We start from the raw sequence: 14,155 nt of genomic DNA, 5'->3' as shown, positions 1-14,155 counted from the left end.
GACGGTTGGTCGATAATGAGCATTATGTTAAGTAGGCCGGATGGAGTCGCTCCGCCGGCGGTTACATTGGCGGGATCCGCGTATTCCGGTGGGTGGTGAGCGTCGTGATCCCTGAGCAGTTCGTGCGCGCGCTGGACGGTTTCGAGGCGGTGCTCGCGGCGGCGCCCGCGGACAGGTGGCTGTCGCCGTCGCCTTGCGAGGGCTGGGCGGCCATTGACGTGGCCGGGCACGTTACCGCCGGGCTGCTGGTGGTCGAGATGCGCGCCGCTGGGCGGCCGCTCCCTCAGGACGATCCGGACTGGCGCGAGGTGGCCGGCGAGGATCCGGTGGCGTCATGGCGGGAGGTGCGCACGCGCATGACGGCCGAGCTGACGCAGGAGGCGCTGGACCGGCAGGTCGAGCTGGCCCTCGGACTGAGGATCACTCTGCGTGAGTGGCTGGAGCAGTATCCGCTGGAGTTGCTCGTGCACACGTGGGATCTGGCGCAGGCCACCGGGCAGTCGGGGGTCTTGGACGCGGACCTGGTGGGTCCCGCTCTGGAGACGGCCAGGCGGATGGCGCCGCGTGGCCGTGAGGCGGGCATGGTGGGCCCAGAGGTCGCCGTCTCCGGTGACGCCGATGACCAGGCGCGACTTCTGGCCCTGTTCGGCCGCTCCCCCGCCGGCGACGCTCACGTATAGGGCCGCTCCCCTGGTTTTGCAGGTGCGAGCGGGCGGGCCGAGCCGTTACAGTGCGGCTTATGCGACGTCGACGACATTGATCTTCACCTGAGGCGGGGCTCGCGCGGAGGCTGTACGCCTACGCGTTCCTCGAGGATTTCGTTCTTCTGTACCCGGTGTACGCGCTGTTGTTCGCCGATACCGGGTTGTCGCCTGCTGCGATCTCGTCGCTGTTCGTGATCTGGTCGCTCACGTCGTTCACCCTGGAGCTGCCGTCCGGTCTGTGGGCGGACCTGTTCTCGCGCCGGCTGCTTCTGGTGGCCTCTCCCCTACTGGCCGGTGCCGGTTTCGGGTTGTGGGCGTTCTCTCCGTCGTATCCGGCGTTCGCCGCGGGTTTCGTGCTGTGGGGTGCGGGGTCGGCGCTGCGTTCGGGGACGATGCAGGCGCTGGTGTACGAGGGCTTGGAGCGTGTCGGGGCGACGGGCGCGTATGCGCGGCTGATCGGACGTTCTGAGGCCGTCTCGCTACTCGCTGTAGTTGTTGCGTCGGCGGTGGCGTCGCCGGTGCTGGCGGCCGGTGGTTACCGGGCGCTGGGTGCGGCGAGTGTGGCGGCGTGTGTGGCGTGCGCTGTTGCGGGGTGGTTTCTGCCGGAGTCCAAGGGCCCTGGCGAGGGTGAGGATGAGCCGTCGTTGAAGGCGGTGGTGCGTCAGGGGTGGGCGCAGGTTCGGCGGGAGCCGGCGGTGCGGTGGGCGCTGGTCCTGGTGATGGTGCTGGAGGGTGTGACGGCCCTGGACGAGTACGTCCCGCTGCTGGTGGAGTCCACGGGTGCGGCGGCGGCGTCGGTGCCGTTGCTGGTGATGGTGGTGACGGCCGGTGATGCGGTGGGCGGCTGGCTGGCGGGGCGGGGCGTGCGGTGGCTGGCGCCGGTGCTGGCGGTGGGTGCGGTGTGCCTGGCCGCGGGTTCGCTGAGCGGGCGGCCGGGTGGGCTGGTGCTGGTGGCGGCGGCGTTCGGGGTGTTCCGGTGGGCGATGGCGGCGGCGGACGCGCGGTTGCAGGACCGGATCGGTGACGGGGCGCGGGCGACGGTGACGTCGGTGGCGGGTTTCGGGTCGGAGACGGTGGCGGTGCTGGTGTACGCGGGGTATGCGCTGGGGTCGCGGTGGGCGGGTGCCGGGGTGCTGATGGGTGCGGCGTCGGTGCCGTACGTGGCGGTGGCTCTAGTGCTGGCGGTGTGTGCTCGTCGGGGCCGCGTACATCGGGAGATGTAGGCGGGTGGTGGGCGTTACGCGAAAGGCGCAGCGTGTTTGCACGCTCGCGCCCGATTCGCCGGTGGGGTGGGCGCCCCGAGGATCGTGGGGTCGTTGCGGATCGATTCTTGGAGCGTGTGCTGATGGGTGCGGACCCGCTGGTGCTGGCGCGGGTGCAGTTCGCGTTGACGGCCGGAACGCATTTCCTGTTCGTGGCGCTGACGCTGGGGCTGGCGACGCTGGTGGCGTTGACGCAGACGCGTGCGGTGGTGTCGGGCAGTGCGGTGCATGCGCGGATGGTGCGGTTCTGGGGGCAGTTGTATGTCATCAACTATGCGGTGGGGATCGTCACCGGGCTGGTGATGGAGTTCCAGTTCGGGTTGAACTGGTCGGGCCTTTCGCGGGTGACGGGGAACGTGTTCGGGGCGCCGCTGGCGTTGGAGACGATCGTCGCGTTCTTCGTGGAGTCGACGTTCCTGGGGTTGTGGATCTTCGGGTGGGATCGGCTGAACCGGTGGGTGCATCTGGCGCTGATCTGGGTGGTGACGCTGACGGCGTATCTGTCTGCGTATTTCGTGCTGGTGGCGAATGGGTGGCTGCAGCGTCCGGTGGGCTTCGCGATGGTGGACGGCGAGGCGCGCCTGGCCGATGTGGGGGCGTTGCTGACGAATCCGACGGCGTTGCTGGCGTTCTTCCACGTTCTTTTCGGGGGGCTGCTGACGGCAGGGTTCTTCATGGCCGGGGTGAGCGGTTTCCATCTGCTGCGGCGGACGGCGGAGGTGGAGTTCTTCCGGCGGTCGATGCGGATCGGGTTGCTGACGGTGATCGTGTCGGTGATGCCGGTGGTGGTGTTCGGCGGGATGCAGTTCCAGTACACGCAGGCGACGAAGACGGGCGGGCACGACGCGGCGGCGGTGGCGGCGGACTTCACGGCGCGGTTCGGGCCGGGTGACTACATGTCGCCGGGGCTGGCCCGGGCAGGTGAGGGACTGATGGTGTCGATGTGGCTGCTGATGATGATCGTGGCGGGGGTCGCGCTGGTGAAGTTCCCGTTCGGGCGGTGGCTGGTGCGGGGCCGGGTCTTCCATGTGCTGATGATCGCGGCGGTGCCGTTGCCGTATGTGGCGATGGTGTCGGGGTGGGTGTTCCGTGAGGTGGGGCGGCAGCCGTGGATGGTGTACGGGGTGCTGAAGACGCGGGACGCGCTGTCGCCGGGGGTCGGGTCGGGGACGATCACGGTGTCGTTCGTGGCGTTCGCGGTGCTGTTCGCGGGGTTGTTCGTGGTGAACGCGTGGCTGCTGGCGCGGTTCGCGCGGCGGGGTCCGGACGGGGCGGGGCTGGGTTCGGCTCCGCCGGTGGAGCCGGCCGCGCCGGTGATGAGCCCGACGTTCTGACAGGAGCCTGGTGATGGATTCTCTTGCGGTGGTGTTGCTGGCGGTGTTCTCCGGCGGGTATCTGGTGCTGGCCGGTGCCGATGTCGGGGTGGGGATGCTGCTGCCGTGGCTGGGGCGGGGTGAGCGGGAGCGGCGGCTGGTGATCGCGTCGTTCGCGCCGTTCTTCCTGGGCAACGAGGTGTGGCTGGTGGCTGCGGCGGGTCTGGTCGGGGGCGGGTTTCCGGGGCTGGAGCATGAGCTGCTGGAGGGGCTGTACCCGCTGGTCGTGGTGTTGCTGATCGGCTGGGTCGTGCGGGACATGGGGTTGTGGCTGCGGGGCCGGGTGGATGCGGTGGCGTGGCGTGGCGGGTGCGATGCGGCGGTCGTGGCGGGGAGCTGGGCGCTGGCGCTGGCGTGGGGGTCGGTGCTGGGGTCGGTGGTGGCCGGTGGCGGGTTGAACGCCGGGAGTGTGGTGGGGTTGCCGCTGGCGGTGCTGTTCGCGTGGCATGGTGCGGGTTTCGCGCGGTGGCGGTTGCCGGCGGGGTTGGCGGAGCGTGCGGGCCGGATTCCGTCGCGGTACGGGTTGTCGGCGCTGGTGATGGCGGGCGTGCCGGTGGTGGCCGGCTCCCAGGTGCGCTGGTCGGAGGTGGTGGCCGACGGTGCCGGGCTGACGATGACCGCGGTGGGGACGGTGGTGGTGCTGCCGCTGCTGTTGGCGTCGCAGGCTTTGGTGTGGTGGACGTTCCGGGGGCGTGTGGAGTCGCCCTCGTATCTGTAGCGGGGTCGTGGTGAAGGGTGTCGAGCGGCGTCTGCTGCGGCTTTTCCCCCGCCGGGTGACTGTGCTGCTGGGGGTGCTGGCGGCGGCGCAGGGTGTCCTGCTGGTGGTGCAGGCGGAGCTGCTGGTGCGGGCGGTGGCGGGTCTGGATGCGGGGCCGCTGCCGTGGCTCGTGGCGGCGGTGGCCGGGCGGGCGGTGCTGGCGTGGACGGTGACGCTGGTGGCGGGCCGGGCGGCGGCGCGGGTGAAGCGTGGTTTGCGTGCGGGGCTGCTGGGCGGGGCGGCGGGTGATGCGGGGGCGCGGGTGACGTTGCTGACGCGGGGCCTGGACGCGGTCGATCCGTTCTTCGCCGGGTATGTGCCGCAGCTGCTGGCGGCGTGTGCGGTGCCGGTGGTGGTGCTGGTGCGGCTGGCGGCGGCGGATTGGGCGTCGGCGCTGGTGGTGGCGGTGACGGTGCCGTTGGTGCCGGTGTTCGGTGCGCTGGTGGGGATGCGGACGGCGGCGTTGACGGGCCGGCAGTGGGGGCTGCTGCACCGGCTGGGCGGTCATTTCCGGGACGTGGTGGCGGGGCTGGGGACGTTGCGGGCGTTCGGCCGGACCGGGCATCAGTCGGTGGTGGTGCGGGAGCTGGCGGGTGAGCATCGGCGGGCGAGCGTGCGGGCGCTGCGGGTGGCGTTCCTGTCGTCGCTGGTGCTGGAGCTGGTGTGCGCGTTGTCGGTGGCGCTGGTGGCGGTGCCGGTGGGGTTGCGGCTGCTGGACGGGGACCTGGCGTTGTCGGCGGGTCTGCTGGTGCTGGTCTTGACGCCGGAGGTGTATCTGCCGTTGCGGGCGCTGGGTCAGCGGTTCCATGCGAGCGCGGAGGGTGTCGCGGCGGCGGAGGAGGCCTTCGCGGTGCTGGACGCGCCCGGTGCGGTCGGGGGCCCGGCGAAGGGTGGCTTGGAGCCTTCCGGTGGGGCGCCGGAGATCGTGCTGGAGGAGGTGACCGTCCGGTATCCGGGTGCGGCGGAGGCTGCGCTGGACAGGGTGTCGTTGCGGATCGGGCCGGGTGAGCGGGTGGCGGTGACGGGGCCGTCGGGTGCGGGCAAGTCGACGCTGCTGCTGGTGCTGGCGGGTTTGGTGGTCCCGGATTCGGGGCGGGTCCTGGTCGACGGTGTCGATCTGGCGGGGCTGGACGCGGCGGCGTGGCGGGCGCGGCTGGGGTGGGTGCCGCAGCGGCCGCACCTGTTCGCGGCGCCGGTGGCCGACAACATCCGGCTGGGAGATCCGGGCGCCGGAATGGAGCGGGTGGTGGAGGCGGCGCGGGCCGCGGGCGCGGCGGAGTTCGTCGAGGATCTTCCCGACGGGTACGCCACGGTGCTCGGTGAGGGCGGTGCGGGGTTGTCGGCGGGGCAGCGGCAGCGGCTGGCGGTCGCGCGGGCGTATCTGGCGGGCGGTCCGGTGATGCTGCTGGACGAGCCGACGGCGCGGCTGGACCTGCGCAGTGAGCGAGTGCTGGTGGAGGCGGCGGTGCGGCTGCTGGCGGGGCGGACGGCGGTGCTGGTGGCGCATCGTCCGGCGTTGCTGCGGGCGGCGGTCCGGGTGGTGCGGCTGGAGGGCGGCCGGATCGCCGAGGATATGCGGGTGGAGGCGGCGTGAGGGGCGTGTGGGGTGCGGTGCGTCCGCATGCGGTGCGGCTGGCGGGTGCGGGGCTGGCGGGGGCGGCGGCGGAGCTGTGCGGGCTGGGGCTGGTCGCGGCGGCGGCGTGGCTGATCGCGCGGGCGTCGCAGCGGCCGGAGCTGGCAGCGCTGTCGCTGGCGATCGTGGCGGTGCGGGGGTTCGCGCTGGCGAAGGGGTCGCTGCGGTATGTGGAGCGGCTGGCGGGGCATGACGCGGCGTTGCGGGCGCTGGCGGAGTTGCGGGGCCGGGTGTTCGACGCGCTGGCGGCGGCCCGTCCTGCGCCGGGGCGTCCTGGGGAGGGGCGGCGGGTGCGGGACGGTGACGCACTGACCCGGATGGTGTCGGACGTGGACGCGGTCCAGGATCTGCTGCTGCGGTGCGTGCTGCCGGCGGTGGCGTCGCTGGTGTGCGGGGCGGCGGGGGTGGCGGTGTGCGCGCTGGTGCGGGCGCCGGCGGCGATGGTGCTCGGCGCGGGCCTGCTGGTCGCGGGGGTGCTGGTGCCGATGGCGGCGGCGGTGGCCGGTGGGCGTGCGGCGGCGCGGATGGCGGCCGGGCGCGAGGCGCTGGCGGTGCGGGCGCTGGACGTGCTGGAGGGTGCGGCGGACCTGGCGGTGTTCGGTGCGTCGGGGCGGTTCGCGGCGCGTGCCGGGGAGGCGGCGGCGGATCTGGAGCGTGCGGAGCGTTCGGCGGCGCTGGTGTCGGCGCTGGTGGCGGCGGCCGGTTTCGTGGTGCAGGGCGCCACGGTCGCGGCGGTCACGTGGACGGGCCTGCGCGCGGGTGTGGACGAGGTGGGGGCGGCGGTTGTGGCGTTGACGTCGCTGGTCGCGGTGGAGTCGGTTCTTCCGTTGGCGGGCGCGGCGCAGCGTCTGCGGGAGGTGCTGCCGGCGGTGCGGCGGGTCGAGGCGGTGCTGGCCGCTCCCCCGGCGGCGTGCCCGTCGCGTCCGGTGGGGCTGCCCCGGGGGCCGCTGGAGGTGGAGCTGCTGGGGGTGCGGGTCGCCTACGGGGACGGTGTGGCCCTGGACGGGGTGGATCTGCGGGTGGAGCGGGGCCGCCGCGTCGCGGTCGTCGGGGCGAGCGGCGCGGGGAAGAGCACGTTACTGGCGGTGCTATCGGGGGACGTGGCGGCGGAGGTGGGTGCGGTGGCGCTGGGCGGTCGTCCGCTGGGCCGGTGCGCGCCGGGTGACGTGCGGGCGGCGGTGCGGGGGCTGACGCAGGACGCGCACGTGTTCGCCGGGACGGTCCGGGCGAACCTGCTGCTGGCGCGGCCGGACGCGAGCGTGGGGCAGTTGCGCGTGGCGGCGGAGCGGGCGCGGTTCGCCGAGGTGGTGGAGGCGCTGCCGGACGGGTGGGACACGGTGGTGGGCGCGGGCGGGCGGGGCTTGTCGGGCGGGCAGCGGCAGCGGCTGCTGCTGGCGCGGGCGCTGCTGGCCGACCCGCCGGTGCTGGTGCTGGACGAGCCGGCCGAGGCACTGGATCCGGTGATGGCCGACGAGCTGACCCGGGATCTGCTGGAGGCGCCGGGCGGTGGGACGCTGCTGCTGGTGACGCATCGGCTGGCGGCGCTCGCGGCGGCCGACGAGGTCGTGGTGCTGGACCGGGGGCGGGTGGTGCAGCGGGGCCGGCACGAGGACCTGCTGGCGGTGCCGGGCGCCTACCGCGATCTGCGGGACGCCGAGCTGCTGGCCGCCTGACCCGTCAGGTCGCGCAGGACGCGGCCGAGGACGGCGATTCCCTCGGTGATGGCGGACGCCGGGGCGGCCGCGTATCCGAGGACGAGGCCGGGGCGCTGGGGCCGCTGGGTGTGCCAGGACAGCGGATGCGTCTTCACCCCCTGCTCCAGCGCGGCCGCGGCCAGGTCGGCGTCCCGCAGCCCCGCGTCGTGGATGCGGGCGTGGGGTTCGTCCGGGAAGGTGACGGTGAGGTGCAGGCCGGCGGCGGCGCCGTGCACCGCCGCGCGCGGCAGGTGCGCGTCGATCGCCTCGATCATCGTGTCGCGGCGGCGCCGGTGGCGGCGCCGCAGCAGCCGCAGGTGCCGCTCCATCTCCCCCGATGCCATCAGCTCGGCGAGGACGAGCTGCGGGAGTGCCGCGTTGCCGAGGTCGGCGAAGCGTTTCTCGGCGACGACGGCGTCCAGGTGCGCGGGCGGCGGCACGATCCAGCCGATCCGCAGTGCGGGGGCCAGGAGTTTGGAGATGCTGCCGGCGTACAGGACGCGGTCGGCGAGCATGGCCCGCAGCGCCGGGACGGGTGGCCGGTCGTAGCGGTGTTCGGCGTCGTAGTCGTCCTCGATGACCAGGCCGCCCTCGGCGGCCCAGCGCATCAGGTCGCGGCGGCGGCGCCCGCCGAGGACGGCGCCGGTCGGGAACTGGTGCGCCGGGGTGAGCAGCACGGCGCGGGCGCCGCTGTCGCGGAGCCTGTCGACGCGGACGCCGTCGCGATCGACGGGGACGGGCGGGGTGTCCATCCCCCAGTGCCGCAGGTGCTGGCGGACGCCGAGGGAGCCGGGGTCCTCGACGGCGACGGCGCCGATGCCGTCGTGGGCGAGGACGCGGGCGACGAGGCCGAGGGCCTGGGCGGTGCCGGCGACGACGACGATCGCGGCGGGGTCGGCGCGGATGCCGCGGTTGCGGGCGAGCCAGGCGGCCAGGGCGGTGCGCAGCGCGGGGGCGCCGCGGGGGTCGCCGTATCCGAGACCGGCCGCGGGCAGGTCGCGCAGGACGGTGCGTTCGGCGCGCTGCCAGGCCGCGCGGGGGAACGCGGCCAGGTCGGGGGCGCCGGGCGACAGGTCGATGCGGGCGGGTGCGGTGCGCAGGACGTCGAACACGTCCGGTCCGGGCTGTGCCGGGTACGGGCCGCCGTGCGGATCGCCGGGGCCGGTGCGGTGCGCGGTGACGGGCGGGTCGGCGGGTGGTGGTTGCGGTGGGCTGGTGGTGAGCGGGCCGGTGGTGAGCGGGCCGGTGGTGAGCGGGGCGGCCAGGACGACGGTGCCGGCGCGGCCGCGTCCGGCGATGTGGCCCTCGTCGGTGAGGCGCTGGTAGGCCTCGGTGACGACGCCGCGGGAGACGCGCAGGTCGGCGGCCAGGACGCGGGTGGCGGGCAGGCGTCCGCCGACGGGCAGGCGTCCGTCGGCGATCGCGTCGCGGAGCCGTCCGGCGAGCCAGTCGGCCAGCCCACCCGGCGGCGCGTCGGCGGGGTCGAGCTGGAGGAAGTCCGAGCCCCCGGTTATGGACCGGCCAGGGTCGTCGTCATTGGACCTGTGCATCAGGCCATTGTGGGGCCACGGTGAACCCATGGAAACCACGATCACGGGCGGGCCCGGCGGGTACGTGCACGGATACTCCGGGCGTGAGGCGCGGCGCCTCGGCGACCAGGCCGACGCCCTGGCCGCGCTGCTGCACGACGGCACCGCCTACCCGGCGGGCGGCAGGGTGCTGGAGGTGGGCTGCGGTGTGGGCGCGCAGACGGTGCATCTGGTGTCGCGCTCCCCCGGCGCGGACCTGACCGCCGTGGACGTCTCCCAGGCGTCCCTCGACCAGGCCCGCGCCCGCGTCGCGGCGGCGTGCCCGGGCGCGCGCGTGCGGTGGGTGCGGGCGGACCTGCGTGACCTGCCGTTCGGCGACGATTCGTTCGATCACCTGTTCGTGTGCTTCGTCCTGGAGCATCTGCCCGACCCGGGCGCCGCGCTGGCGGGCCTGCGGCGCGTGCTGCGGCCGGGCGGGACGCTGACGGTCATCGAGGGCGACCACGGGTCGGCGTTCTTCCACCCCGACAGCGCCCACGCCCGCGCGGCCATCGCCCATCAGGTCGCGTTGCAGGCCGCGGCCGGCGGGGACGCGCTCGTCGGGCGGCGGCTGGAGCCGCTGCTCACCGCCGCGGGGTACGCGCGGGTCAGCGCCCGGCCGCGCACCGTCTACGCCGACCGGACACGTCCGGACCTGGCGCGGGCCTTCACCCTGGACACCTTCACCGCGATGATCGAGTCCGTCCGCGACGACGCCGTCGCCGCCGGGCTCGCCACGCCCGCCGACTTCGACCGAGGCATCGCCGACCTGCGGCGCACCGCCGGCGCGGACGGGACGTTCCACTACACCTTCTTCAAGGCGGACGCGGTGAACCCGCCGGGCGGGCCGGTCAGTCGCCGGGAAGGAGCGGGCCGAGGGGCCCGAGGTCGAGGTTGAGGTCGTGGTCGTCCAGCCCGAAGTGGTCCTTCAGGCGGGTCATCGCCTCGTCCAGGCGCATCAGGGCCAGCCCGAGGTCCTCGATCTGCCGGTCGGTCAGGTCGCCGCCCTCGGCGCGGCGCAGCGCCTGCCGCTCCATCAGCTGCCGGACCAGCTCGACCAGGGTCAGCACCAGCTTCACCAGGTCCCGCTCGACGGTCTCGGGGTCGGACCGCAGCCGCCGCATCGTCCGCGCCGACCGCTCCCGCAGGTCCTCCTCCCGGACGCGCGCCGCGCGGACCGGGCCGTGCGGGGACGGGCCGCCGGCGAGGATGTCGCCGGTGAACGCGTCCCCCGCTTCGGGGTCGCGCACCGACGCCTCGCCCGTCACCGGCCCGCGTCCGTCGCGGGCCTGGTCTGGTGGGGTCATGGCCGGTCCTCCTCGGGCAGCAGCTCGTCGCGGACGGTCGTGATCAGCGCCCGCAGCGACACCTGCACCAGGTCCACGTCCGCGATCGAGATGACCAGGTCGCCGGTGATGACGACGCCGCCGGCCAGCAGCCGGTCCAGCAGGTCCACCAGCGCGACCCGCTCCATCGGGGCGTCGCCGCCGTGGTCCAGGACGGCCGTCACCTCTCCCCCGCCCCGCGCCCGGGCGTGGCCGCGCCGGGACCGGCGGAGGTGTCGATGAAGGAGTACGGCGGCCACGGGCCCGTCACCTCCACCTGGAGGGCCGGGAGCCGTTCCCGCGCCGCCCGCGTCACCGCCAGGAAACCCTCCGCCTGATCGTCGTCCAGGAGGTAGGCGACGTTGAGGACCTGCATCCCGGACCGGCCGGTCAGGCGCGGGTCCTGCGGCGGGTGATGCCGGGACGCCACGGCGTGGTCGGCGAGTTCTGTGTGTACGGTGTCGGCCTGCCCGGCCACCCGGCGTTCGGCGGCGGCGCGGCGCCGGCGCTCCTGCTGGCGGCGCCGCAGGTACGCGGTGCCCACGCCGGACGGGCCCGCCGTCCGGCCCGTGGTGCCGGGAGTGGTGCCGGTGAGGGACTCGGCGCTGGGCTCGAGCCCCCCACCGGAATCCGGTACGTCCTCCCCCATGCCGCCGCCCGCGGTGCCGCCGGTGCCGCCGCGCAGCACCTCGGCGTCGGCGTAGATCTTCACGCCCCATTCCGAGCGGCCGGTGATGAGGTCGAGGACCTCGGTGAACCGCTCGCCCTGGGCCGCCAGCACCTCGGCGACCCGATCGTCGTCGCGGTAGATCGTCGCGATCCGGACGGGCGCGGTCGGCGCGGCGTGCGCGGCCCGGTCCACCACGTCGTGGTGGGCGCGGGCGGTGGCCTCCAGCCACCCCAGGTCCTCCAGGTTGGCGCGCAGCGCCGCCTCGCCGTACTCCTCCAGCCGGACCGTGCTGACCAGCGCGGTCAGCCCGGCGGCCCGCACGCCGCGCACCGGCGCGCCCGCCACCCCGGCGGTGCCGCGCAGCGCGGCCGGGTCCAGATCCTGCGCCACCCCGTACAGGTAGACGGCGGTGTCTCCGGCGACCCCGGTGTCGGTCGTCATCTGGGCTCCTTCCCCCGTGCCCCGGCCTCGGCGGTGGCGCCGGAACCGGTGGTACCCGAGCCGGTGGTGTCGCCGGATTCGAGGGCGGCGAGGCGCTCGCGCAGCCGCCGGTTCTCCTCCAGCAGCTCGCGGTCTCCGGCTCCGCCGTCCACCTCGTCGCGGCGGGCCCTGGACGACAGCGACGGATCGTGTTCCCACCAGTCGATGCCCATCTCCTTGGCCCGGTCCACCGACGCCACCAGCAGCCGCAGCTTGATCGTGAGCAGCTCGATGTCGAGCAGGTTGATCCGGACGTCCCCGACGATCACGATCCCCTTGTCGAGGATGCGTTCCAGCAGGTCCGCCAGGTTGGCCGAGGGGCGTTCCCCGGCGGCGGACCTGGCCGGTGATCGGCCGCCGGTCCAGGAGATCTCACTCACCGTTCTCAGTCCCTCTCCACTCGTCCGCGGGGATAGCGGCGGGCGCGGCGGAAGGCCACCAGCTCCCCGTCCGCGTCCACCTCGGTGTCGTAGACCGCGAGGATGTCGGCGGAGTCGGGGATGCGGTGGGTCTCCACGACCTCCACCGCGACGCGCCAGGCGTCCTCGCCGGCGCGCTCCACCCCCACCACGCTCTCGGCGCTGCGGCCGGTGAGCGCGGTGACATGCTCGACCGCCCGCTCGGCGGCCTTGGACGCGGACAGCATCGCGGCCCCCCGTCATCCGCCGGGCCGGTAGCCGCGGGCGCGGCCCTCGTTGAGCCGGTGGATCAGGTCCTCCTCGCGGGCGGCGGCCTCGTCCTCGGTGATCTCGCCGGCGGCGGCCTCGTCGGCGATCTGCTGCATCTCCGCGGCGATCCGCCCCGGGTCGTACAGCTGCGCCTCGGCCTGCTCGACCAGGACCTCCGCCAGCCACCCCACTCCCCGCACGGGCGCCAGCGGCAGCGTCACCAGGCCGGTGAACAGCCCCATCTCACGCCTCCGGGACGAAGTCGTAGGGCGGAAGCGGCCCGATCAGCCGGATCCGGATCCGGTCGCCGTGCTCCTGCCCGAGGGTGTCGACGGCCTGCTCGAACGCGGCGCGGCGGTCGGCGCGCACCAGGAACGAGGCGTCCAGGACGTCCTCCTCGCGGGCGGGGGCCTTGCGCGCGAACGCCTCCGCCCCGGGCGCGGTCCCGTCCAGCAGGACCTGCCCGTCGGCCTCCCGGAGCCGCTCCATCGCCTGCGCGATGAGCTCGCCGAGCCGGACCCGGTCGTAGTAGACCGCGTCGGCGACGTCGGCGGGCACCTCGCGCAGCCGCCGCGACAGCTCGGCGACCTCCGGCTCGGCCTCCATGATCTCCTGCAGCACCCGGTCCTGGACGTAGGTGGCCTTCAGGCGCAGCTCGACGCGGTCCTGCAGCTGGTCCAGGACCTGCCCGAAGCGTTCGGAGTTGCCGGCCAGCAGTTCCTTCTCCACCGCCGCGCGGTCCGACAGCGCCGCCCCGAACCGGAACGGCAGGACCACGGTGCCGGCGTTCACCAGCGCGTTCAGCACCCGCTGGTGCGCCACCAGGTCGTCGCGCTCGCCGAGCGCGCGGCCGGCCGGCAGGTCGCTGACGACCGCGGCGCACACGCCGCCGTCTTCGACCAGCGACACCGGCCGGTCGTCCAGGCCGCTGACATCGGGGGGCAGCGCCGCTCCCTGGCGGGTCACTCCGTACACGTACTGCGGGACCCGGTCGCCGGGCCCCTGGCCGGGGGACGTCATTCTTCCTCGTCCTCCTTCTTGCGGGACGAGCGGCGCCGCGCGGGCTGCTTGTCGTCCTCGGAATCGTCCGAGCCGCCGAAGGTCTCCTTCAGCCGCTCTCCCGCGCCCTCCAGGGCGCCGCGGGTCTTCTTCTTGGCACCCGACTCCTGCATGCCCTCCACGAACTGCGGAAGGCCCTGGGACGTGCCGTCGTGGGCGATGTCGAGCCGGTTCACCGCCTCGGCGAACCGCAGGTAGGTGTCGACGCTGGCGACCACGATCCGCACGTCCACGGTGAGGATCTCGATCCCGACCAGTGAGACCCGCGCGTACAGGTCGATGACCAGACCCTTCTCCAGGATCAGGTCGACGACGTCGGCGAGGCTGCTGCTGGATCCGCCGCGTTGGACGTAGTTGCTGCCCGAAGTCTGCTGGGCGATCGGCCCAGTCATGTCATCTCCTCATTTGGGGGTCTTGTGGCGAAATTGCACGACCCCGGGTCTACCCGTCCTGGTCTCCCTAAACGGGCCGCCCGTTTGCGGCCATCCGCAGGTAAAGCCGGTGCACGGACGGCGTGCGGGCATGCGGAAACCCCCGGAGACCGGGGGGTCCCCGGGGGCGTCCGCCGCCGATCGGGACGGGTCAGCGCCTGCGGGCCGTGATCCGCCCGACGACGACACCGGCCACGGCCGCCGCGGCGATGGGAACGGCCCGCAGGAACCGCCCGAGGGTCAGCAGCCGGGCCAGCCCGGCCGCCCGCCGGGGCAGCGCCGAGATCCGCCCGCCCGCCCGCGCGGCGCCCTTGGCGGCGCCCCGCGCGGTCGTCTGCGCGGCGTCCTTCGCTCCCGCGGCCGTGCCCTTGGCGGTGCCGCCGGCCCTTCCCGCCGCCTCGGCGACCGCATTGCCGGTCGCCTTACTCGTCCTGGTCGCGTTCTTGCTCACCGGGTCGGAGCCGTTCCCGGGGACCGAGGGGGTATCCATCATCCGTCCTTCCATCCGAAGCGGTCGCCGGCGCCGCCCTG

17 protein-coding genes are annotated in these 14,155 nt (G+C 74.3%); 7 read left to right on the top strand and 10 right to left on the bottom strand.

Annotated elements, in window-relative coordinates; all coding sequences use genetic code 11:
• The first annotated feature begins 95 nt into the window (after positions 1 to 95).
• From ACQPXG_RS23565 to cydC, 6 genes are all read left to right on the top strand, one after another.
• Positions 96 to 680, top strand: a complete 585-nt coding sequence (locus ACQPXG_RS23565; protein WP_433469876.1) for a TIGR03086 family metal-binding protein — start codon at positions 96 to 98, stop codon at positions 678 to 680.
• Positions 681 to 790: 110 nt separating this feature from the next.
• The gene (locus ACQPXG_RS23560) at positions 791 to 1,927 is read left to right on the top strand and encodes an MFS transporter (RefSeq protein WP_433470036.1); all 1,137 of its coding nucleotides are present in this window, start codon (positions 791 to 793) and stop codon (positions 1,925 to 1,927) included.
• Between the two features lie 122 nt (positions 1,928 to 2,049).
• The gene (locus ACQPXG_RS23555) at positions 2,050 to 3,300 is read left to right on the top strand and encodes a cytochrome ubiquinol oxidase subunit I (protein WP_433469875.1); all 1,251 of its coding nucleotides are present in this window, start codon (positions 2,050 to 2,052) and stop codon (positions 3,298 to 3,300) included.
• A gap of 13 nt (positions 3,301 to 3,313) precedes the next feature.
• Positions 3,314 to 4,057, top strand: a complete 744-nt coding sequence (locus tag ACQPXG_RS23550) for a cytochrome d ubiquinol oxidase subunit II (protein ID WP_433469874.1) — start codon at positions 3,314 to 3,316, stop codon at positions 4,055 to 4,057.
• A gap of 10 nt (positions 4,058 to 4,067) precedes the next feature.
• Positions 4,068 to 5,690, top strand: a complete 1,623-nt coding sequence (gene cydD / locus ACQPXG_RS23545) for a thiol reductant ABC exporter subunit CydD (RefSeq protein ID WP_433469873.1) — start codon at positions 4,068 to 4,070, stop codon at positions 5,688 to 5,690.
• Positions 5,687 to 7,402 (top strand): thiol reductant ABC exporter subunit CydC, encoded by a 1,716-nt coding sequence (cydC, locus tag ACQPXG_RS23540; protein WP_433469872.1) that lies wholly within the window; start codon positions 5,687 to 5,689, stop codon positions 7,400 to 7,402. Before cydD ends, cydC begins: the two co-directional genes overlap by 4 nt.
• Here cydC and ACQPXG_RS23535 read toward each other — a convergent pair.
• Positions 7,363 to 8,973: a PLP-dependent aminotransferase family protein gene (locus tag ACQPXG_RS23535; RefSeq protein WP_433469871.1), complete on the bottom strand. Its 1,611-nt coding sequence runs from the start codon at positions 8,971 to 8,973 to the stop codon at positions 7,363 to 7,365. The genes cydC and ACQPXG_RS23535 overlap by 40 nt on opposite strands.
• A gap of 28 nt (positions 8,974 to 9,001) precedes the next feature.
• Here ACQPXG_RS23535 and ACQPXG_RS23530 point away from each other — a divergent pair, with 28 nt between their 5' ends.
• Positions 9,002 to 9,889, top strand: coding sequence for a methyltransferase domain-containing protein (locus ACQPXG_RS23530; protein WP_433469870.1), 888 nt, complete (start codon positions 9,002 to 9,004; stop codon positions 9,887 to 9,889).
• On the opposite strand, the gene ACQPXG_RS23525 is transcribed toward ACQPXG_RS23530, so the two are convergent.
• The 9 genes from ACQPXG_RS23525 to ACQPXG_RS23485 all read right to left on the bottom strand — a co-directional run bounded on the left by ACQPXG_RS23525 (position 9,843) and on the right by ACQPXG_RS23485 (position 14,117).
• A complete protein-coding gene (locus ACQPXG_RS23525) occupies positions 9,843 to 10,298 on the bottom strand; it encodes a gas vesicle protein K (RefSeq protein ID WP_433469869.1) in 456 nt (151 codons plus the stop codon). The two genes, ACQPXG_RS23530 and ACQPXG_RS23525, sit on opposite strands and share 47 nt — an antisense overlap.
• Positions 10,295 to 10,501 (bottom strand): gas vesicle protein, encoded by a 207-nt coding sequence (locus tag ACQPXG_RS23520; RefSeq protein ID WP_433469868.1) that lies wholly within the window; start codon positions 10,499 to 10,501, stop codon positions 10,295 to 10,297. The genes ACQPXG_RS23525 and ACQPXG_RS23520 overlap by 4 nt, the downstream gene beginning before the upstream one ends.
• Positions 10,498 to 11,427 carry a GvpL/GvpF family gas vesicle protein gene (locus ACQPXG_RS23515; protein WP_433469867.1) on the bottom strand — a complete coding sequence of 310 codons (930 nt, stop codon included), beginning with the start codon at positions 11,425 to 11,427 and terminating at the stop codon, positions 10,498 to 10,500. The genes ACQPXG_RS23520 and ACQPXG_RS23515 overlap by 4 nt, the downstream gene beginning before the upstream one ends.
• Entirely contained in the window at positions 11,424 to 11,846 is a 423-nt protein-coding gene (locus tag ACQPXG_RS23510) for a gas vesicle protein (RefSeq protein WP_433469866.1), read from the bottom strand. The genes ACQPXG_RS23515 and ACQPXG_RS23510 overlap by 4 nt, the downstream gene beginning before the upstream one ends.
• 5 nt (positions 11,847 to 11,851) lie before the next feature.
• The gene (gene gvpO / locus ACQPXG_RS23505) at positions 11,852 to 12,112 is read right to left on the bottom strand and encodes a gas vesicle protein GvpO (protein ID WP_433469865.1); all 261 of its coding nucleotides are present in this window, start codon (positions 12,110 to 12,112) and stop codon (positions 11,852 to 11,854) included.
• Between the two features lie 12 nt (positions 12,113 to 12,124).
• The gene (locus tag ACQPXG_RS23500) at positions 12,125 to 12,376 is read right to left on the bottom strand and encodes a gas vesicle protein GvpG (protein ID WP_433469864.1); all 252 of its coding nucleotides are present in this window, start codon (positions 12,374 to 12,376) and stop codon (positions 12,125 to 12,127) included.
• A gap of 1 nt (position 12,377) precedes the next feature.
• A complete protein-coding gene (locus ACQPXG_RS23495; RefSeq protein WP_433469863.1) occupies positions 12,378 to 13,154 on the bottom strand; it encodes a GvpL/GvpF family gas vesicle protein in 777 nt (258 codons plus the stop codon).
• A complete protein-coding gene (gvpJ, locus tag ACQPXG_RS23490) occupies positions 13,151 to 13,585 on the bottom strand; it encodes a gas vesicle protein GvpJ (protein ID WP_433469862.1) in 435 nt (144 codons plus the stop codon). Before gvpJ ends, ACQPXG_RS23495 begins: the two co-directional genes overlap by 4 nt.
• Positions 13,586 to 13,775: 190 nt before the next feature.
• Positions 13,776 to 14,117: a hypothetical protein gene (locus ACQPXG_RS23485; protein ID WP_433469861.1), complete on the bottom strand. Its 342-nt coding sequence runs from the start codon at positions 14,115 to 14,117 to the stop codon at positions 13,776 to 13,778.
• Between the last annotated feature and the right edge of the window lie 38 nt (positions 14,118 to 14,155).

Source organism: Spirillospora sp. CA-128828 (assembly GCF_050945415.1).
GTDB lineage: Bacteria > Actinomycetota > Actinomycetes > Streptosporangiales > Streptosporangiaceae > Spirillospora.
Note: the sequence above shows the minus strand (reverse complement) of the source record. Positions and strands in the feature narration are given on the sequence as shown.